Below are 18933 nucleotides of genomic sequence, written 5' to 3' on the forward strand. Positions count from 1 at the left end.
CCGGAAGTAGTTGGGGGTTGCCCCCTGTGAGATATGGAAGTCGCTTAGCTCTAGGGAGTTTAGCTCAGCTGGGAGAGCATCTGCCTTACAAGCAGAGGGTCAGCGGTTCGATCCCGTTAACTCCCATTTTAGCGGGTGTAGTTTAGTGGTAAAACTACAGCCTTCCAAGCTGTTGTCGCGAGTTCGATTCTCGTCACCCGCTTTGAACTTTGTTCTTTGTACCAAGTTTTTAACTTGGGCGCGTAGCTCAGGTGGTTAGAGCGCACGCCTGATAAGCGTGAGGTCGGTGGTTCGAGTCCACTCGTGCCCATAGTGTTTAGTCCACTACTTAGCGATTGAAATATTATCTTTTCACTAAGAGGACACGGGCTTGTTCCCGTATAAACTATTTTGGAGGATTACCCAAGTCCGGCTGAAGGGAACGGTCTTGAAAACCGTCAGGCGTGTAAAAGCGTGCGTGGGTTCGAATCCCACATCCTCCTTTTTTATTAACGCGGGATGGAGCAGCTCGGTAGCTCGTCGGGCTCATAACCCGAAGGTCGTAGGTTCAAATCCTGCTCCCGCAATAAGGCTCGGTAGCTCAGTTGGTAGAGCAATGGATTGAAGCTCCATGTGTCGGCGGTTCGATTCCGTCTCGCGCCATTTATATATTTTGGAAGGGTAGCGAAGAGGCTAAACGCGGCGGACTGTAAATCCGCTCCTTCGGGTTCGGGGGTTCGAATCCCTCCCCTTCCATTTTACGGGCATAGTTTAAAGGTAGAACTAAGGTCTCCAAAACCTTCAGTGTGGGTTCAATTCCTACTGCCCGTGTTAATAGAATTATGGCGGGTGTGGTGAAGTGGTTAACACACCAGATTGTGGCTCTGGCATGCGTGGGTTCGATCCCCATCACTCGCCTATTTTATATTATTGGGGTATAGCCAAGCGGTAAGGCAAGGGACTTTGACTCCCTCATGCGTTGGTTCGAATCCAGCTACCCCAGTTACTATTTGCCGGCGTGGCGGAATTGGCAGACGCGCTGGACTCAAAATCCAGTGTCCGCAAGGACGTGCCGGTTCGACCCCGGCCGCCGGTATAGTATAGAGTTAAGGAACGTTGATAAATCTTCGTTCCTTTTTGTATTATTTTTGGTATAATAATAGTTATTTAAAATTTATTATGAAAGTGTAGGGAAGTATGTCTCGTTCTATCGATTTATTAAAGCATCGGTATTTGAAAAATATCAAAGAAAATCCTGAATTGTTTGTCGGGATTGAGCTGGAATATCCTGTTGTAAACTTGGAAGGGAATACTGCAGATGTTGAAGTTATCAAGGAATTATTCCGATATTTAGTTTCTGCTTTGGATTTCGATGTTGAAAAGGTAGATGATTTTGGCAATCCTATCCAGTTAGTAGATCCGATAAGTCAGGATGCTATTTTATTTGAAGTTTCCTATACTACGATTGAATTTGCGTTTGGTAAGGTTAAAGAGATTCAAGAGGTAGAGAATCGTTTTAATAATTATATGAATGTAATTCAGAGAAAATTAAGTGAATCAAATCATGCTATTGTTGGCTGTGGCATTCATCCTAACTGGGATAAAAATGAGAATTGTCCAGTTGCTTACCCACGGTATCGCATGTTGATGGACTATTTGAATTTGAGTAGAAATGTGACTAAATCAGAGTTGCATCATTTCCCTGAATATGGTGCTTTTATCTGTGGGAGTCAGGTTCAGCTTGATGTTTCAAAATCTAACTACTTACGGGTGATTAATGCTTTTACTCAAATTGAAGGGCCTAAGGCGTATTTATTTGCCAATTCTGAGTTTTCAGGTGAGGATTGGGATACGAAAATTGCAAGGGATATTTTCTGGGAAGAGTCTATGCATGGTATCTATCCAGAAAATGTCGGTGTCAATTCTAGGCTCTTTAAAGATGAGGATGATTTTTTTGACTATCTCGATCATTCTGCAATTTTTACTGCGGAACGTGATGGACAAACCTATTATTTTTATCCTATTCAGGCAAGCAAGTACCTGACTACACCTGAAATCCAAGCATATGCTCTTAATGGGGATGTGATTCTTATTTACCCTCAAGAGAAGGATTTTGAAACACATCGTAGTTATCAGTACCAAGACTTAACGACTCGCGGAACAGTTGAGTTTCGTAGTGTGTGTACTCAGCCTCTAGAGAGAACTTTCGCTTCTGCCGCCTTTCACTTGGGATTGTTGGTTAATTTAGATAAGTTAGTAGCTTACTTAGAAACAGCACCTTTCTTTAAGAAATTTGGTTGTGATTATAAGTTTTTAAGACGACAATTTTCTAAGAAAAAGCTTACAGATCAGGAAGAAACTGCGATTATTGAATTTTCCAAAGACTTACTCCTACTAGCTGAGGAAGGGCTAGTGATGAGAAATAAGCAAGAAATGATTTATTTAGAGCCTTTGAAGAAAGAATTGAGCCTATAATTTCTCTTATAAAAGGAGAATTTTCTGAAAAATCATGATATAATGGATGAGACTATAGATAAAGGATAGAGAGTAATGACATTAGTTTATCAATCAACGCGTGATGCCAACAATACAGTAACTGCTAGCCAAGCTATTTTGCAAGGTTTGGCAACGGACGGTGGTTTGTTTACACCACTTATTTATCCAAAGGTAGATTTGGATTTTGCAAAATTGAAAGATGCTTCCTATCAGGAAGTTGCTAAGTTAGTTTTGTCAGCATTTTTAGATGACTTTACAGCTGAAGAGTTGGACTACTGTATCAACAATGCCTACGATAGCAAATTTGATACTCCAGCTATTGCACCATTAGTGAAATTAGATGGGCAATACAATTTGGAACTTTTCCATGGTTCAACGATTGCCTTTAAGGATATGGCCTTGTCTATCTTGCCATACTTTATGACGACTGCTGCTAAGAAACATGGTTTGGAGAATAAGATTGTTATCTTGACAGCGACATCTGGCGACACGGGGAAAGCTGCTATGGCAGGATTTGCAGATGTCCCTGGTACTGAGATTATCGTCTTTTATCCAAAAGATGGTGTCAGCAAGGTGCAAGAGTTGCAAATGACCACGCAGACTGGTGACAATACTCATGTTATCGCTATTGATGGTAACTTTGACGATGCGCAAACAAATGTGAAACATATGTTTAACGATGTGGCTCTTCGTGAAAGATTAGCGGCCAACAAGTTGCAATTTTCATCTGCTAACTCTATGAATATCGGTCGTTTGGTGCCACAGATTGTTTATTATGTTTATGCCTATGCTCAGTTGGTTAAGACTGGAGAGATTGTGGCTGGTGAAAAGGTCAACTTCACAGTACCAACAGGAAACTTTGGAAATATCTTGGCTGCCTTTTATGCCAAGCAAATTGGTCTACCAGTTGGTAAATTGATCTGTGCTTCAAATGACAACAATGTTTTGACAGACTTCTTCAAGACACGTGTTTACGACAAGAAGCGTGAGTTTAAGGTAACAACTAGTCCATCTATGGATATCTTGGTATCTTCAAACTTGGAGCGTTTGATTTTCCATCTTTTGGGTAATGATGCGGTTAAAACAGCTGAACTCATGAATGCCTTGAACAAGCAAGGACAATATGAGTTGACAGACTTTGATGCAGAGATTCTTAACCTCTTTGCAGCTGAATATGCGACTGAGGAAGAAACAGCGGCAGAAATCAAGCGTGTTTATGAGTCAGATTCTTATATCGAGGATCCACATACGGCGGTTGCCTCGGCAGTTTATAAGAAATACCAAGTGGCTACTGACGATGTTACTAAGACAGTGATTGCTTCAACAGCTAGTCCTTACAAGTTCCCGGTGGTTGCAGTTGAAGCAGTAACAGGAAAAGCAGGCTTAACTGACTTTGAAGCTTTGGCTCAATTGCATGAAATCTCAGGAGTGGCTGTGCCATCAGCAGTTGATGGCCTTGAAACAGCGCCAGTTCGTCACAAGACAACTGTGGCGGCTGCGGATATGCAAGCAGCGGTTGAGGCTTATTTAGGACTTTAAGACGGAAGGAGTAAACTCGGTTGGGAAACCAACTGAGTTTCTTTTCATCAGGAGGAAGGATTGTTTAAGAAAAATAAAGACATTCTTAATATTGCTTTGCCAGCTATGGGCGAAAACTTTTTGCAGATGCTCATGGGAATGGTGGACAGTTACTTGGTAGCCCATTTGGGCTTGATAGCCATTTCGGGTGTATCAGTCGCTGGTAATATCATCACCATTTACCAGGCGATTTTCATCGCTCTGGGAGCTGCTATTTCCAGTGTTATTTCAAAAAGTTTAGGGCAGAAGGATCAGTCTAAGCTAGCCTATCATGTGACTGAAGCCTTGAAGATTACCCTACTAGTAAGTTTCCTTTTAGGATCTTTGTCCATCTTCGCTGGAAAAGAGATGATAGGACTATTGGGAACGGAGAGGGCTGTAGCTGAGAGTGGTGGACTGTATCTATCTTTGGTAGGCGGATCGATTGTTCTTTTGGGCTTGATGACCAGTCTGGGTGCCTTGATTCGTGCAACGCATAATCCACGTCTGCCTCTCTATGTTAGTCTCTTATCAAATGCTTTGAATATTCTCTTTTCCAGTCTAGCTATTTTTGTTCTGGATATGGGGATAGCTGGTGTTGCTTGGGGAACTATTCTGTCTCGCTTGGTAGGTCTTGTGATTTTATGGTCGCAATTAAAGTTGCCTTTTGAGAAACCGACTTTTGGTTTAGATAAGGAACTATTGACCTTAGCTTTGCCAGCAGCTGGAGAGCGGCTTATGATGCGGGCTGGTGATGTCGTTATCATTGCCTTGGTCGTTTCTTTTGGAACGGAGGCAGTTGCTGGGAATGCAGTCGGAGAAGTCTTGACCCAGTTTAACTACATGCCTGCCTTTGGCGTCGCTACGGCAACGGTCATGCTGGTAGCTCGAGCAGTTGGAGAGGATAATTGGGAAAGAGTAGCTAGTTTGAGCAAGCAAACCTTTTGGCTTTCTCTGGTCCTCATGTTACCCTTGACCTTCAGTATCTACGCTTTGGGTGTACCATTAACTCATCTCTATACGACTAATCCTCTAGCGGTGGAGGCTAGTGTTCTAGTGACACTGTTTTCACTACTTGGTACTCCTATGACGATAGGAACAGTCATCTATACAGCAGTCTGGCAGGGTTTGGGCAATGCTCGGCTTCCCTTTTATGCGACAAGTATAGGAATGTGGTGTATCCGCATTGGAACAGGATATCTGATGGGGATTGTGCTTGGTTGGGGCTTGCCTGGTATTTGGGCCGGAACCCTTTTGGATAATGGTTTTCGTTGGTTATTTCTACGTTACCGTTACCAGCGTTATATGAGCTTGAAAGGATAGGAAATGCAAAAAACAGCTTTTATTTGGGATTTAGACGGGACTTTATTGGACTCTTACGAAGCAATTTTGTCAGGGATTGAGGAAACTTTTGCTCAGTTTTCTATTCCTTATGATAAGGAGCAGGTGAGAGAGTTTATCCTCAAGTTTTCTGTGCAGGATTTACTTGTGCAGGTGGCAGAAGAGAGAAAGCTGGATGTGGAAGTGCTAAATCAGGTGCGTGCACAGAGTCTGGCTGAGAAGAATGCTCAGGTAGTTTTGATGCCAGGTGCGCGTGAGATGCTAGCTTGGGCAGACCAAGCAGGAATTCAGCAGTTTGTTTACACTCATAAGGGAGACAATGCTCTTACCATTCTCAGAGACTTGGGTTTGGAATCTTATTTTACAGAGATTCTAACCAGTCAGAGTGGCTTTGCTCGCAAGCCTAATCCGGAAGCGGCTACCTATCTGTTAGACAAGTATCAGTTGGATCCTGAGAAAATCTATTATATAGGGGATCGGACTCTGGATGTGGAATTTGCCCAGAATAGTGGTATTCAAAGTATCAACTTTTTAGAGTCGACTTATGAAGGTAATCACAGGATTCAAGCGTTAGCAGATATTTCCCATTTTTTTGAGGCTGAGTGATAAAAAGATTGTGTCAATTTTGTGACAGAGACCTAACAAACTATTTCAAGTAATCGAGTTTGTTACAAGGAATAGACAGTTCTGTTAAATAGGCCCGAGAGGGCTTTTTTTCTGCATTTTTTGTGTTATGATAGACAGGTACTCATTTGAAAGGAATTTGAAAGAATGAAGAAAAGAATATTATTAGCCTCAACAGTAGCCTTGTCCTTTGCCCCAGTATTGGCAACTCAAGCAGAAGAAGTTATTTGGACTGCACGTAGTGTTGAGCAAATCCAAAACGATTTGACTAAAACGGACAACAAAACAAGTTATACCGTTCAGTATGGTGATACCTTAAGCACCATTGCAGAAGCTTTGGGTGTAGATGTCACAGTTCTTGCGAATTTGAATAAAATCACTAATATGGACTTGATTTTCCCAGAAACTGTTTTGACAACGACTGTCAATGAAGCAGAAGAGGTAACGGAAGTTGAAATCCAAACTCCTCAAGCAGACTCTAGTGAAGAAGTGACAACTGCGACAGCAGATTTGACAACCAATCAAGTGACGGTTGATGATCAAACTGTTCAGGTTGCAGACCTTTCTCAACCGATTGCAGAAGCTCCAAAAGCGGTAGAAACTACAAGAACAAAAGAAGTGGCAACAAGTTCAGAAGTTGCAGAGACGGTGACTGCTTTAGAAGAAGTGACACCATCTACAGGAACTTCTGTCCCAGAGGAGCAAACAGCCGAAACAAGTAGCGCAGTCACAGAAGCAGCTCCTCAGGAAACGACTCCAGTTGATAAAGATGAAACACAGGCCAGTCCTCAAGCTGCTTCAACAGTGGCACCAACTACAACACCAGTAGAAGAAAAAGCGCCTGAAACAACTGCAACAAGTTCAGAAGAAGCAAAAGAAGCCTCATCAAATGAAGCTACAACAGCAGTTTCTACTTATCAACCAGAAGAGACGAAAACAACTTCAGCAACTTACGCAGCTCCAGCAGCGCCCGATTATGCTGGACTTGCGGTAGCAAAATCTGAAAATGCAGGCCTTCAACCACAGACGGCTACCTTTAAAGAAGAAATCGCCAACTTGTTTGGCATCACATCCTTTAGTGGTTACCGTCCAGGAGACAGTGGAGATCACGGAAAAGGTTTGGCTATCGACTTTATGGTACCAGAAAGCTCAGAACTAGGGGATAAGATTGCGGAATACGCTATTCAAAACATGGCCAGCCGAGGAATTAGTTACATCATCTGGAAACAACGTTTCTATGCTCCATTCGATAGTAAATATGGACCAGCTAATACTTGGAACCCAATGCCAGATCGTGGTAGCGTGACAGAAAACCACTATGACCACGTTCACGTTTCAATGAATGGATAAACCAGATTTTATAATATAATGTTGACGAATGAGATTTAGCTTTCATGATAGGAAGCGAGTCTCGTTCGTTTTTTTCTCTGTCATACTCTTCGAAAATCTCTTCAAACCACGTCAGTTTTATCTGCAACCTCAAAGCTGTGCTTTGAGCAACCTGTGGTTAGCTTCCTAGTTTGCTCTTTTATTTTCATTGAGTATCAATTTGAATGGGAAATGGAAAGTTAGCATCTAGTAATGACTCAAGCAACATTCTTGTAATCTATTTTATCTTATATTATACCTGATTAGTCAACTATTGATAGATTAATTTAAAGGAGAAAGAAATGCTAGAGATTCAAGATTTACTGTATCAACTCCGCTTGTCTGAGCAAGCGAGTACGCAATTGTTTGAAAAAAGACTTGGGATTAGTTTGACACGGTATCAGATTTTATTATTTTTGCTGAAGCATTCTCCCTGTAATCAAATAGCGGTTCAGGAGCGTTTGAAGATTGATCAGGCTGCTTTGACCCGACATTTCAAAATTCTGGAAAAGGAAGGTTTGGTGGAGCGTCATCGTAATCCTGAAAATCAGCGAGAAGTCTTGGTAGAGGCTACGAAATATGCCAAGGAGCAGTTAGTGGTGAATCCCCCTCTGCAACATATAAAGGTTAAGGAAGAGATGGAAAGTATCTTAACAGAGTCTGAAAGAACAGAACTCAGCCGTTTAGTAAATAAATTGGTTTTGGGTATTGGAAATATAGAAATTTAAGGAGAAATAGATGTCAATTATGACAACCATTTCAGCAACGATTGTTGCTTTGGAGCATTTTTTCATTTTTTATTTGGAAAGTATTGCAACGCAATCAGATGCGACTAGTCGTGTCTTTAACATGGACAAGGAAGAACTGGCTCATCCGTCAGTAAGATCATTGTTTAAAAATCAAGGAATTTATAATGCTCTGCTAGGATTCTTTCTTCTGTATGGCATTTATTTTTCACAGAATTTAGAAATTGTGACTATTTTTGTTTTATTTGTGATTGGGGCGGCGGCTTACGGCTCTCTAACAGCAGATAAGAAAATTATTTTGAAGCAAGGTGGACCAGCTATTTTAGCCTTGATTAGTATTTTACTCTTAAAATAAACTTGAAGGTCAATCCTAGTCTCGCTAGTCCTTTTCACTCCAGAAGAAGAGAAATATGTTATACTTGTTTTTAAGAAAAAAGTCTCATTGAATTAGTTTTGAGGAGTTAGAAATGAAAGTATTAGTGACAGGTTTTGAGCCCTTTGGAGGGGAAAAGGTCAATCCAGCTTTGGAGGCCATTAAAGGTTTGCCATATGAAATCCATGGCGCTGAGGTCAGCTGGTTAGAAGTACCAACAGTCTTTCACAAATCGGCCCAAGTATTGGAAGAAGAGATGAGTCGTTATCAACCTGACTTTGTCCTTTGTATCGGTCAAGCTGGTGGAAGATCTAGTTTGACGCCTGAACGAGTGGCTATAAATCAAGACGATGCACGCATTCCTGATAATGAAGGAAATCAACCGATTGACCTTCCTATTCGTCCAGATGGTGCTCCGGCCTACTTTAGTAGTTTGCCGATTAAAGCGATGGTTCAAGCTATAAAAAAAGAGGGATTGCCGGCCTCTGTTTCTAATACGGCAGGGACTTTTGTCTGCAATCATTTGATGTATCAGGCCCTCTATTTGATAGAAAAGAAATTTCCACATGTTAAGGCAGGTTTTATGCATATTCCTTATATGATGGAACAGGTGGTGAATCGACCGACTACCCCAGCTATGAGTTTAGTAGATATTAGGCGAGGGATAGAAGCGGCAATCGGGGCTATTATCGAACATGGAGATGAGGACCTCAAGTTGGTAGGCGGAGAAACTCATTGATAGAAAAAAGCTTGAGGGGTTACCTTCAAGCTTTTGGACGTTTTCGAGCCAGTACTGCTCGGTAGAAAATTATTTTATTGATTTGAATGTAGGGTAGGAGTGAGAAACTAGCAATTCCAAAGGTAATCCAATTGAGGAAGTACCAAGGAAGGAGTTGTAGGTCTAGAATAAAGCGCTGAAATTTGTAGCCTTTCATCAGGAAACGGCTGGTTTTAAGGATTTGCCCTGGTTTAGCTTGGCCCAAGTCTAGGGTGTCACAGAGGAGAAATTCTACCTGTGAATAGGCATAGTATTGTGGGATATAGAGACTATTTCCGACAATCATCAAGAGGATGCTTGCTAGAAAGTAGAGACCAAAGGTCATGAGGAAGCGCTCGGTTTCAATTGACGTGAGATCCAGATTAGGAAATTCAGGGTGAAGGACAACGAATTTCTTTGCTAGAAAGCTACTGTAAAAAAGAAAGTAAATTCCGAGTAAACTAGGAATGCTCCATAAGAAGAGATAGAAACGTTTGAGAAGAAGGGTCAAAAAGGTTTGTGAAAAGTGCTCTTCGTTAAAGAGAGTGAGATTATTTTTGATGGATAGTTCTGTATCTGGGTTCTTTATAAGTTTTAGCGTTGTATAGACGGAACTGGTTAGAAGAATAGCTCCGATAAAGGAGACTAATAGTGGGAAAAGGTAGGCTTGGGATATATGGCCAAACACGCTTAAAAAGGGTTGTTCTAAAACACTCTCGTTTATGCGCTCTAAGGGATTGAGGAAGCCAGACAAAATGACCAGCATGCTAGGTAAGAGATAGACGAGAAAGAGGCGGGGATTTTCAGCCTGAAATTGTCTGGCTTGCAGACGAACGGTTTTTAAATCAATTTTTGGGTATTTCATTCTCTCATTATACCATAGTTCGTGACAGTTCCGGCTTTTTTTGATAAAATCATACAGTATGCCCTTGGGCACAAAGTATGAACTGGGACTGTTTTTCCCAGCTTCGGAGGTAAAAAATGTCAGATTCACCAATCAAATATCGTTTGATTAAGAAAGAAAAACACACGGGAGCTCGTCTGGGAGAAATCATCACTCCCCACGGTACCTTCCCGACGCCTATGTTTATGCCAGTTGGAACTCAAGCCACTGTCAAAACTCAGTCACCTGAAGAATTGAAGGAGATGGGTTCGGGAATTATCCTATCAAACACCTATCATCTCTGGCTTCGCCCTGGAGATGAACTCATTGCACGTGCAGGTGGTCTCCACAAGTTCATGAATTGGGACCAGCCTATTTTGACAGATAGTGGTGGTTTTCAGGTTTATTCCTTAGCAGATAGCCGCAATATCACAGAAGAAGGGGTAACCTTTAAAAACCATCTCAATGGTTCGAAGATGTTCCTATCACCAGAAAAAGCCATCTCTATTCAGAACAATCTAGGTTCAGACATCATGATGTCCTTTGACGAATGTCCTCAGTTTTATCAACCATACGACTACGTTAAGAAATCAATCGAGCGTACCAGTCGTTGGGCTGAGCGTGGTTTGAAGGCTCACCGTCGTCCGCATGACCAAGGGTTATTTGGAATTGTGCAAGGGGCAGGATTTGAAGACCTTCGTCGCCAATCAGCTCATGATCTTGTCAGCATGGACTTTCCAGGTTACTCTATCGGTGGTTTGGCAGTGGGAGAAACCCATGAAGAGATGAATGCTGTCTTGGACTTCACAACTCAACTGCTTCCTGAAAATAAACCTCGCTATTTGATGGGTGTGGGAGCGCCAGATAGCTTGATTGATGGAGTGATTCGTGGGGTGGATATGTTTGACTGTGTCTTGCCGACTCGAATCGCTCGTAATGGGACTTGTATGACCAGTCAAGGTCGTTTGGTTGTCAAAAATGCCCAGTTTGCTGAGGACTTTACACCACTGGATCCTGAGTGTGATTGCTACACATGTAAGAACTACACACGCGCCTACCTTCGTCACCTGCTCAAGGCTGATGAAACCTTTGGTATCCGCTTGACTAGCTATCACAATCTTTACTTCTTGCTTAATCTGATGAAGCAAGTGCGACAAGCCATTATGGATGACAATCTCTTGGAATTCCGTGAGTATTTTGTGGAAAAATATGGCTATAATAAGTCAGGCCGTAATTTCTAAAACGGAATAGATATAAGCTAAAAATCCTAAGTTTTCTCTTGGGATTTTTCTTCTTTTTTTGATAGAATAAAGTGTACAATGAAAGGAAGAATAAACTCGTATGCGCATTAAATGGTTTTCCTTGATTAGGATTACAGGTTTACTTTTGGTACTCTTGTATCACTTCTTTCAGACCATCTTTCCTGGAGGTTTTTTCGGGGTAGATGTCTTTTTCACATTTTCAGGCTTTCTGATTACAGCTCTACTCATCGAAGAATTTTCTAAAAATCATGAAATTGATTTGGTTGGATTTTTTAGGAGACGCTTTTATCGTATTGTGCCACCTGTGGTTTTGATGGTCTTGGTGACCATGCCCTTTACCTTCCTAGTTCGCCAAGATTATGTGGCTGGAATTGGGGGTCAGATTGCGGGTGTTTTAGGCTTTATGACCAACTTCTATGAACTTCTAACAGGTGGGAGTTATGAATCTCAGTTCATTCCACATTTGTTTGTTCATAATTGGAGCTTGGCTGTTGAGGCTCACTACTATATCCTCTGGGGCTTGGCAGTTTGGTTCTTATCCAAACAGGCTAAATCAAATGGTCAGTTGAAGGGAATGGTCTTTCTCTTGTCTGCTACTGCCTTCTTGATCAGCTTCTTCTCTATGTTTATTGGTAGTTTTCTAGTAACCTCTTATTCCTCTGTTTACTTCTCCAGTTTAACTCATGTCTATCCATTCTTTTTGGGAAGTGTGTTAGCAACTATCGTAGGCGTTCGTCAGACGACTTCCCTCGTCAAGCAGTTGGATAGAATCTGGGATTTACGAAAGACCCTGTTGGTTTTTGGAGGAGGTTTTGGCTTCTTACTCATTTTGACCTTCTTTGTCAAATTTACCTATCTCTTTGCCTATCTTATTGGCTTCTTACTTGCCAGCCTTGCAGCCCTTGCTATGATTCTGGCGGCGCGTGTCTTACATGAAAAGACTCCTAACGTGCAGGAGCCAAAGATTATCAGCTTTTTAGCGGATACTAGCTATGCGGTTTATCTTTTCCATTGGCCTTTCTATATCATTTTTTCACAGTTGACATCAAATCTTCTTGCTGTGTTATTAACTTTGATTTTTTCTTATGGATTCGCCAGCCTATCATTTTATGTATTGGAGCCGTGGATTGCAGGCAAGAACACACCTGTTTTACAAACTATTCGTCCCCTGCCTTATATTCACGCAATCCTTGCAGCAAGTACTGGAATTTTGGCCTTCATTGTCTTCTTAGTGACTTTGTTGGCACCACAAGTGGGAGCGTTTGAGACAGACTTAACTGTCAATGGTTTGAAGCAAGCTGCAACAAATATTAGCCAAACCAAGGTGATGACAGAACGAGCAGAAGCTGATAGTTTAGGAATTGCTGATGGCACTATGTTAATTGGTGATTCGGTGGCTTTAAGGGCAAATACAGCCCTACAGACAACCCTTCCTGGAGCACAGATTAACGCGCAGGTCAGCAGAACAACCAAGACCGCCAATGAAATCATGCTAAATAATAGCCAGAATAAATTTTTACCTAAGATGGTGGTCATTGCAACAGGGGTAAATAATCCTGAAAGTTACAAGGAAGATTGGGATAGTATCGTGAAAAATCTTCCTAAGGGACATCATATGGTTTTGGTGACTCCTTATGAAGGAGATAAGACAAAAGAGACCTATGCAATCGTTGAGAAGGCTGCTGCCTATATGAGAGAATTGGCAGAGAAGACTCCTTATATCACCATTGCTGATTGGAATCAAGTTGCTAAGGAACATCCAGAGATCTGGACAGGAACAGACCAAGTCCATTTCGGAAGTGACACTAGCAAAATTGAAGCAGGAGCAAAATTGTATGCAGAGACCATTGCTACAGCTTTGCAAACAGCTCAAGACAAGCCAGTCAAATCAAAATAACGTGTATTTAAAAGAGAAGAGTTGGAAAAATCCAGCTCTTTTAAAATATCTCTAGAAAATAGGTCTATACCATTTACAAATGAATCAGAAAGGTTTATAATGTAATTGACATAATAAATATCAAAAGTAATCTTTTAAGGAGGTCATTATTATGCCTAATTACGTTAAAGCGGATCAGTTTTTCTATCCATTTGGCATTCGTCGCGGTGGGTACTTAGAACTTGTTGATGGCAAATTTGGGAAACATGTGGATCAAATTCCTGAAGGAGCAGAGGTTCTTGACTATACTGGTTATAGCATTGCACCAGGTCTTGTGGATACTCATATTCATGGATATGCAGGTGTAGATGTGATGGACAACAACATTGAAGGTACATTGCATACTATGAGTGAAGGACTTCTTAGTACCGGTGTTACCAGTTTCTTGCCCACAACTTTAACAGCCACTTATGAGCAATTGCTTGCAGTCACTGAAAATCTTGGAAACCATTATAAAGAAGCAACAGGTGCTAAGATTCGTGGGATTTATTATGAAGGTCCATATTTCACAGAAACTTTTAAGGGGGCACAAAATCCAACTTATATGAGAGACCCGGGTGTTGAGGAGTTTCATTCTTGGCAGGATGCTGCAAAAGGGATGCTAAATAAAATCGCTATTGCACCAGAACGTGATGGGGTGGAAGATTTTGTACGTACTATTACAGGTGAAGGTGTGACAGTTGCACTTGGACACTCAGATGCGACATTTGAACAAGCTAAGAAGGCAGTTGATGCTGGAGCTAGTGTATGGGTACATGCCTATAATGGGATGCGTGGGTTAACACACCGCGAACTAGGTATGGTAGGAGCTATGTATGAGCTCCCACATACTTACGCAGAATTGATTTGTGATGGTTATCACGTAGATCCAAAAGCTTGTGAGATTTTACTTAAGCAAAAGGGGACAGAAAACATCGCTCTTATTACGGACTGTATGACAGCTGGTGGGCTTGAAGACGGTGACTATATGTTGGGAGAATTCCCTGTTGTAGTAGCAAATGGAACTGCACGTCTCAAATCTACTGGTAATTTGGCAGGTTCTATCCTCAAACTTAAAGATGGTATGAGAAATGTAGTCGAGTGGGGTATTGCGAATCCGCATGAAGCAGTCATGATGGCCAGCCTTAACCCAGCAAAATCTGTTCACATTGATGATGTCTGTGGCCAAATCCGTGAAGGTTATGATGCAGATTTTATTGTTTTAGACAAAGATTTGGAATTGGTAGCTACGTATCTAGATGGTGTGAAACGTTATCAAGCATAAGAGAGAAAGCAGAAGTTAGAGATTAGCTTCTGCTTTTTTATTATGTGACTATTAGTCCGTAAGGCAGCAGATCAAATTCAGTCATCCATCAGATGGCTGGATTTTTTATCTGGAAATTAAGAAATGAGCATATTTCTTTTCTTGTTTAATGGAATTAGTTATAATATACGGTACAAAGGAATGAATGAATATGTATCGTGTTATAGAAATGTATGGAGATTGTGAGCCTTGGTGGTTCTTAGAAGGTTGGGAAGAAGATATTGTAGCAAGTAGAAAATTTGACCAGTATTATGATGCTCTCAAATACTACAAAACTTGCTGGTTTAGATTGGAACAAGAATCCCCTCTTTATAAAAGCAGAAGTGACTTGATGACCATTTTTTGGGATCCAGAAGACCAACGCTGGTGCGATGAATGTGATGAGTATTTACAACAATACCATTCTTTGGCTCTTTTGCAGGATGAGCAGGTTATTCCAGATGAAAAATTACGTCCAGGCTATGAAAAACAAACAGGTAAGGAAAGGCACCGTTCTTGCCGTGTGAAATTAAAATAGAGAAAAAGTAACTTTTTTTGAAGTTGCTTTTTATTTTTTCCAAATCTTTGCGAATAGTATAGGTGAGGAGGTAAGTATGGTTCAAGAAATTGCACAAGAAATTATTCGTTCGGCTCGGAAAAAAGGGGCGCAGGATATTTATTTTGTTCCTAAGTTAGATGCCTATGAGCTTCATATGAGGGTAGGAGACAAGCGCTGTAAAATCGGTTGTTATGATTTTGAAAAGTTTGCGGCTGTCATCAGTCACTTTAAGTTTGTAGCGGGTATGAATGTGGGAGAAAAGCGACGTAGTCAACTTGGTTCCTGTGATTATGTCTATGACCAGAAGATGGCATCCTTGCGTTTATCTACTGTAGGTGATTATCGAGGGCACGAGAGTTTAGTTATTCGCTTGTTGCACGATGAGGAGCAGGAGTTGCATTTTTGGTTTCAGGATATTGAAGAACTGGGCAAGCAGTGCAGGCAACGTGGTCTCTATCTCTTTGCTGGTCCAGTCGGTAGTGGCAAGACGACCCTGATGCATGAATTGGCCAAGTCTCTCTTTAAAGGACAGCAAGTTATGTCCATAGAAGATCCTGTCGAAATCAAGCAGGATGACATGCTCCAGTTGCAGCTAAATGAAGCAATCGGACTGACCTATGAAAATCTGATTAAGCTTTCCCTACGTCATCGACCAGATCTCTTGATTATCGGAGAAATTCGGGACAGCGAGACGGCGCGTGCAGTGGTTAGAGCTAGTTTGACAGGTGCGACAGTCTTTTCAACCATTCATGCCAAGAGTATCCGAGGTGTTTATGATCGTCTGCTGGAGTTGGGTGTGAGTGAGGAGGAATTGACAGTCGTTCTACAAGGAATCTGCTATCAAAGATTAATCGGGGGAGGAGGAATCGTTGACTTTGCAAACAAAGACTATCAAGAACACCAGCCAACTAGCTGGAATGAACAGATTGACCAGCTTCTTAAAGATGGACATATCACAAGTCTTCAGGCTGAAAGGGAAAAAATTAGCTACAGCTAAGCAAAAAAATATTATCACATTGTTTAACAATCTCTTTTCCAGCGGTTTTCATCTGGTGGAGACTATCTCCTTTTTAGATAGGAGCGCTTTGTTGGATAAGCAGTGTGTGACCCAGATGCGCACGGGCTTGTCTCAGGGGAAATCATTCTCAGAAATGATGGAAAGTTTGGGCTTTTCAAGTGCCATTGTCACTCAGTTATCCCTAGCTGAAGTCCATGGGAATCTCCACCTGAGTTTGGGAAAGATAGAAGAGTATCTAGACAATCTGGCCAAGGTCAAGAAAAAACTAATTGAAGTAGCGACCTATCCCTTGATTTTGCTTGGTTTTCTTCTCTTAATTATGCTGGGACTGCGTAATTACCTACTACCACAACTGGATAGTAGCAATATCGCCACCCAAATTATTGGCAATCTGCCACAAATCTTTCTAGGAATGGTAGGGTTTGTTTCAGTAGGTGTCCTTTTATCACTAACTTTTTATAAAAGAAGTTCAAAGATGCGCGTCTTTTCTATCTTAGCACGCCTTCCTTTTCTTGGAATCTTTGTCCAGACCTATCTGACAGCTTATTACGCGCGTGAATGGGGCAATATGATTTCACAGGGGATGGAGCTGACGCAGATTTTTCAGATCATGCAGGAACAAGGTTCCCAACTCTTTAAAGAAATCGGTCGAGATTTAGCTCAAGCCCTACAAAATGGCCGCGAATTTTCTCAAACCATAGCAACCTATCCTTTCTTTAAAAAGGAGTTGAGTCTCATCATCGAGTATGGGGAAGTCAAGTCCAAGCTGGGGAGTGAGTTGGAAATCTATGCTGAAAAAACTTGGGAAGCCTTTTTTACCCGAGTCAATCGCACTATGAATCTGGTGCAGCCACTGGTTTTTATCTTTGTGGCTCTGATTATCGTTTTACTTTATGCGGCAATGCTCATGCCCATGTATCAAAATATGGAGGTAAATTTTTAAAATGAAAAAAATGATGACATTCTTGAAAAAAGCTAAGGTTAAAGCTTTTACATTGGTGGAGATGTTGGTGGTCTTGCTGATTATCAGCGTACTTCTCTTGCTCTTTGTACCTAATCTGACAAAGCAAAAAGAAGCAGTCAATGACAAAGGGAAAGCTGCTGTTGTTAAGGTGGTGGAAAGCCAGGCAGAGCTTTATAGCTTGGATAAAAATGAAGATGCTAGTCTAAGCAAGTTACAAGCAGATGGGCGAATCACAGAAGAACAGGCTAAAGCCTATAAAGAATACTATACAAAAAATGGAGGAAAAAATCGTACAGTCAATGATTAAGGCCTTTACCATGCTGGAAAGTCTCTTGGTTTTGGGACTTGTGAGTATCCTTGCCTTGGGCTTGTCTGGAACTGTCCAGTCCACTTTTGCAGCGGTAGAGGAGCAGATTTTTTTTATGGAGTTTGAAGAACTCTATCGGGAAACACAAAAACGCAGTGTAGCCAGTCAGCAAAAGGCTAGTCTGAACTTAGATGGGCAGATCATTAGCAATGGCAGTCAAAAGTTGACAGTTCCTAAAGGAATTCAAGCACCATCGGGCCAAAGTATTACATTTGACCGCACTGGGGGCAATTCGTCTCTGGCTAAGGTTGAATTTCAGACCAGTAAAGGAGCGATTCGCTATCAATTATATCTAGGAAATGGAAAAATTAAACGCATTAAGGAAACAAAAAATTAGGGCAGTGATTTTACTGGAAGCAGTAGTTGCTTTAGCTATCTTTGCCAGCATTGCGACGCTTCTTTTGGGACAAATTCAGAAAAATAGGCAAGAAGAAGCAAAAATCTTGCAAAAGGAAGAAGTCTTGAGGGTAGCCAAGATGGCACTGCAGACAGGTCAAAATCAGGTAAACATCAACGGAGTTGAGATTCAGGTGTTTTCTAGTGAAAAGGGATTGGAGGTCTACCATGGTTCAGAACAGTTGTTGGCTATCAAAGAGCCATAAGGTCAAGGCTTTTACCTTATTAGAATCCCTGATTGCCTTGATTGTCATCAGTGGAAGTTTACTCCTCTTTCAAGCCATGAGTCAGCTTCTCATTTCAGAAGTTCGCTACCAGCAACAGAGCGAGCAAAAGGAGTGGCTCTTGTTTGTGGATCAGCTGGAGGCAGAATTAGACCGTTCGCAGTTCGAAAAAGTAGAAGGCAATCACCTCTATATTAAGCAGGATGGCAAGGATATCGCTATAGGTAAGTCTAAATCGGACGATTTTCGGAAAACCGATGCCAGTGGACGAGGCTATCAGCCTATGGTTTATGGTCTCAAATCAGCTCAAATTACAGAGGACAATCAACTGGTTCGTTTTCGTTTTCAATTCCAAAAAGGCTTAGAAAGGGAGTTCATCTATCGTGTGGAAAAAGAAAAAAGTTAAGGCAGGTGTTCTCCTCTATGCAGTCACCGTGGCTGCTATCTTTAGTCTTTTGTTACAATTTTACTTGAACCGACAAGTCGCCCACCATCGAGACTATGCTTTAAATAAAGAAAAGCTGATTGCTTTTGCTATGGCCAAACGAGCCAAAGATAAGGTTGATAAGGAAAGTGGGGAACAGACCTTTAATCTGGGTCAGGTGAGTTATCAAAATAAGAAAACAAGCTTGGTGACAAGGGTTCGTACACAAAAGAGTCAATATGAGTTCCTATTTCCTTCAGTCAAAATCAAAGAAGAGAAAAGAGATAAAAAGGAAGAGGTAGCGATCGATTCAAGCGAAAAAGTGGAGAAGAAAAAATCAGAAAAGAAGCTTGAAAAGAAAGAGAATTCCTAGCTAA

Annotated in this window: 20 protein-coding genes and 11 tRNA genes; 30 read left to right on the forward strand and 1 reads right to left on the reverse strand. The window is 41.4% G+C overall.

The genetic code is table 11. The features are described 5' to 3' along the window. The first annotated feature begins 53 nt into the window (after positions 1-53). The 19 genes from FJR77_RS09065 to pcp all read left to right on the forward strand — a co-directional run bounded on the left by FJR77_RS09065 (position 54) and on the right by pcp (position 9223). Positions 54-126 (forward strand) — tRNA-Val (locus FJR77_RS09065). 5 nt (positions 127-131) lie between these two features. After that, positions 132-202, forward strand: a tRNA-Gly gene (locus FJR77_RS09070). 34 nt (positions 203-236) lie between these two features. Then, positions 237-310: transfer RNA gene (locus tag FJR77_RS09075), tRNA-Ile, on the forward strand. Positions 311-392: 82 nt separating this feature from the next. Further along, positions 393-482 (forward strand) — tRNA-Ser (locus FJR77_RS09080). Between the two features lie 10 nt (positions 483-492). Then, positions 493-566, forward strand: a tRNA-Met gene (locus FJR77_RS09085). Positions 567-569: 3 nt separating this feature from the next. Further along, positions 570-642 (forward strand) — tRNA-Phe (locus FJR77_RS09090). A 12-nt stretch (positions 643-654) separates the two neighbouring features. Next, positions 655-735, forward strand: a tRNA-Tyr gene (locus tag FJR77_RS09095). Between the two features lie 4 nt (positions 736-739). After that, positions 740-810, forward strand: a tRNA-Trp gene (locus tag FJR77_RS09100). A 14-nt stretch (positions 811-824) separates the two neighbouring features. Continuing rightward, positions 825-897: transfer RNA gene (locus FJR77_RS09105), tRNA-His, on the forward strand. Between the two features lie 13 nt (positions 898-910). Further along, positions 911-982: transfer RNA gene (locus FJR77_RS09110), tRNA-Gln, on the forward strand. Between the two features lie 9 nt (positions 983-991). After that, a tRNA-Leu gene (locus tag FJR77_RS09115) sits at positions 992-1075 on the forward strand. Positions 1076-1176: 101 nt separating this feature from the next. Continuing rightward, complete coding sequence (locus FJR77_RS09120; protein WP_140834609.1) at positions 1177-2454, forward strand: gamma-glutamylcysteine synthetase; 1278 nt, start codon at positions 1177-1179, stop codon at positions 2452-2454. Between the two features lie 75 nt (positions 2455-2529). Then, positions 2530-4014: a threonine synthase gene (gene thrC, locus FJR77_RS09125; protein WP_140834608.1), complete on the forward strand. Its 1485-nt coding sequence runs from the start codon at positions 2530-2532 to the stop codon at positions 4012-4014. A 60-nt stretch (positions 4015-4074) separates the two neighbouring features. Continuing rightward, on the forward strand, positions 4075-5355 hold the full coding sequence (locus FJR77_RS09130; protein WP_140834607.1) for an MATE family efflux transporter: 1281 nt from the start codon (positions 4075-4077) through the stop codon (positions 5353-5355). Between the two features lie 3 nt (positions 5356-5358). Next, positions 5359-5979 (forward strand): HAD family hydrolase, encoded by a 621-nt coding sequence (locus FJR77_RS09135; RefSeq protein ID WP_140834605.1) that lies wholly within the window; start codon positions 5359-5361, stop codon positions 5977-5979. A gap of 165 nt (positions 5980-6144) precedes the next feature. Next, positions 6145-7347: a LysM peptidoglycan-binding domain-containing protein gene (locus FJR77_RS09140; RefSeq protein ID WP_140834604.1), complete on the forward strand. Its 1203-nt coding sequence runs from the start codon at positions 6145-6147 to the stop codon at positions 7345-7347. 320 nt (positions 7348-7667) lie between these two features. After that, positions 7668-8093: a MarR family winged helix-turn-helix transcriptional regulator gene (locus tag FJR77_RS09145; RefSeq protein ID WP_181146635.1), complete on the forward strand. Its 426-nt coding sequence runs from the start codon at positions 7668-7670 to the stop codon at positions 8091-8093. A 10-nt stretch (positions 8094-8103) separates the two neighbouring features. Continuing rightward, positions 8104-8466 carry a DUF1304 domain-containing protein gene (locus tag FJR77_RS09150; protein ID WP_140834603.1) on the forward strand — a complete coding sequence of 121 codons (363 nt, stop codon included), beginning with the start codon at positions 8104-8106 and terminating at the stop codon, positions 8464-8466. Between the two features lie 112 nt (positions 8467-8578). Then, a complete protein-coding gene (gene pcp, locus FJR77_RS09155; protein ID WP_140834602.1) occupies positions 8579-9223 on the forward strand; it encodes a pyroglutamyl-peptidase I in 645 nt (214 codons plus the stop codon). A 25-nt stretch (positions 9224-9248) separates the two neighbouring features. Here pcp and FJR77_RS09160 read toward each other — a convergent pair whose 3' ends face one another. Beyond that, the gene (locus FJR77_RS09160; RefSeq protein ID WP_140834601.1) at positions 9249-10106 is read right to left on the reverse strand and encodes a DUF975 family protein; all 858 of its coding nucleotides are present in this window, start codon (positions 10104-10106) and stop codon (positions 9249-9251) included. Positions 10107-10222: 116 nt separating this feature from the next. Here FJR77_RS09160 and tgt point away from each other — a divergent pair, with 116 nt between their 5' ends. The 11 genes from tgt (at position 10223) to comGG (ending at position 18929) form a co-directional block, all read left to right on the forward strand. Continuing rightward, positions 10223-11365: a tRNA guanosine(34) transglycosylase Tgt gene (gene tgt, locus FJR77_RS09165; RefSeq protein ID WP_001285237.1), complete on the forward strand. Its 1143-nt coding sequence runs from the start codon at positions 10223-10225 to the stop codon at positions 11363-11365. A gap of 100 nt (positions 11366-11465) precedes the next feature. Further along, complete coding sequence (locus FJR77_RS09170; protein ID WP_140834599.1) at positions 11466-13283, forward strand: acyltransferase family protein; 1818 nt, start codon at positions 11466-11468, stop codon at positions 13281-13283. Positions 13284-13434: 151 nt separating this feature from the next. Then, positions 13435-14586 carry an N-acetylglucosamine-6-phosphate deacetylase gene (gene nagA, locus FJR77_RS09175; protein ID WP_001134549.1) on the forward strand — a complete coding sequence of 384 codons (1152 nt, stop codon included), beginning with the start codon at positions 13435-13437 and terminating at the stop codon, positions 14584-14586. A 190-nt stretch (positions 14587-14776) separates the two neighbouring features. After that, positions 14777-15142 (forward strand): DUF1033 family protein, encoded by a 366-nt coding sequence (locus FJR77_RS09180; protein ID WP_140834610.1) that lies wholly within the window; start codon positions 14777-14779, stop codon positions 15140-15142. Positions 15143-15218: 76 nt separating this feature from the next. Continuing rightward, a complete protein-coding gene (gene comGA, locus FJR77_RS09185; protein ID WP_140834598.1) occupies positions 15219-16160 on the forward strand; it encodes a competence type IV pilus ATPase ComGA in 942 nt (313 codons plus the stop codon). Continuing rightward, positions 16108-17124, forward strand: a complete 1017-nt coding sequence (gene comGB, locus FJR77_RS09190) for a competence type IV pilus assembly protein ComGB (RefSeq protein ID WP_140860127.1) — start codon at positions 16108-16110, stop codon at positions 17122-17124. Before comGA ends, comGB begins: the two co-directional genes overlap by 53 nt. A gap of 1 nt (position 17125) precedes the next feature. Then, positions 17126-17452, forward strand: a complete 327-nt coding sequence (gene comGC / locus FJR77_RS09195; protein WP_000738642.1) for a competence type IV pilus major pilin ComGC — start codon at positions 17126-17128, stop codon at positions 17450-17452. Beyond that, on the forward strand, positions 17445-17849 hold the full coding sequence (gene comGD / locus FJR77_RS09200) for a competence type IV pilus minor pilin ComGD (protein WP_258190707.1): 405 nt from the start codon (positions 17445-17447) through the stop codon (positions 17847-17849). The genes comGC and comGD overlap by 8 nt, the downstream gene beginning before the upstream one ends. After that, positions 17812-18114 carry a competence type IV pilus minor pilin ComGE gene (comGE, locus tag FJR77_RS09205; RefSeq protein ID WP_000413380.1) on the forward strand — a complete coding sequence of 101 codons (303 nt, stop codon included), beginning with the start codon at positions 17812-17814 and terminating at the stop codon, positions 18112-18114. Before comGD ends, comGE begins: the two co-directional genes overlap by 38 nt. Further along, on the forward strand, positions 18077-18538 hold the full coding sequence (gene comGF / locus FJR77_RS09210; RefSeq protein WP_140834591.1) for a competence type IV pilus minor pilin ComGF: 462 nt from the start codon (positions 18077-18079) through the stop codon (positions 18536-18538). Before comGE ends, comGF begins: the two co-directional genes overlap by 38 nt. Further along, the gene (gene comGG / locus FJR77_RS09215) at positions 18516-18929 is read left to right on the forward strand and encodes a competence type IV pilus minor pilin ComGG (protein ID WP_140834589.1); all 414 of its coding nucleotides are present in this window, start codon (positions 18516-18518) and stop codon (positions 18927-18929) included. Before comGF ends, comGG begins: the two co-directional genes overlap by 23 nt. Positions 18930-18933 lie beyond the last annotated feature (4 nt).

This window comes from Streptococcus shenyangsis (assembly GCF_006385785.1).
GTDB classification, from domain to species: Bacteria; Bacillota; Bacilli; order Lactobacillales; family Streptococcaceae; genus Streptococcus; species Streptococcus shenyangsis.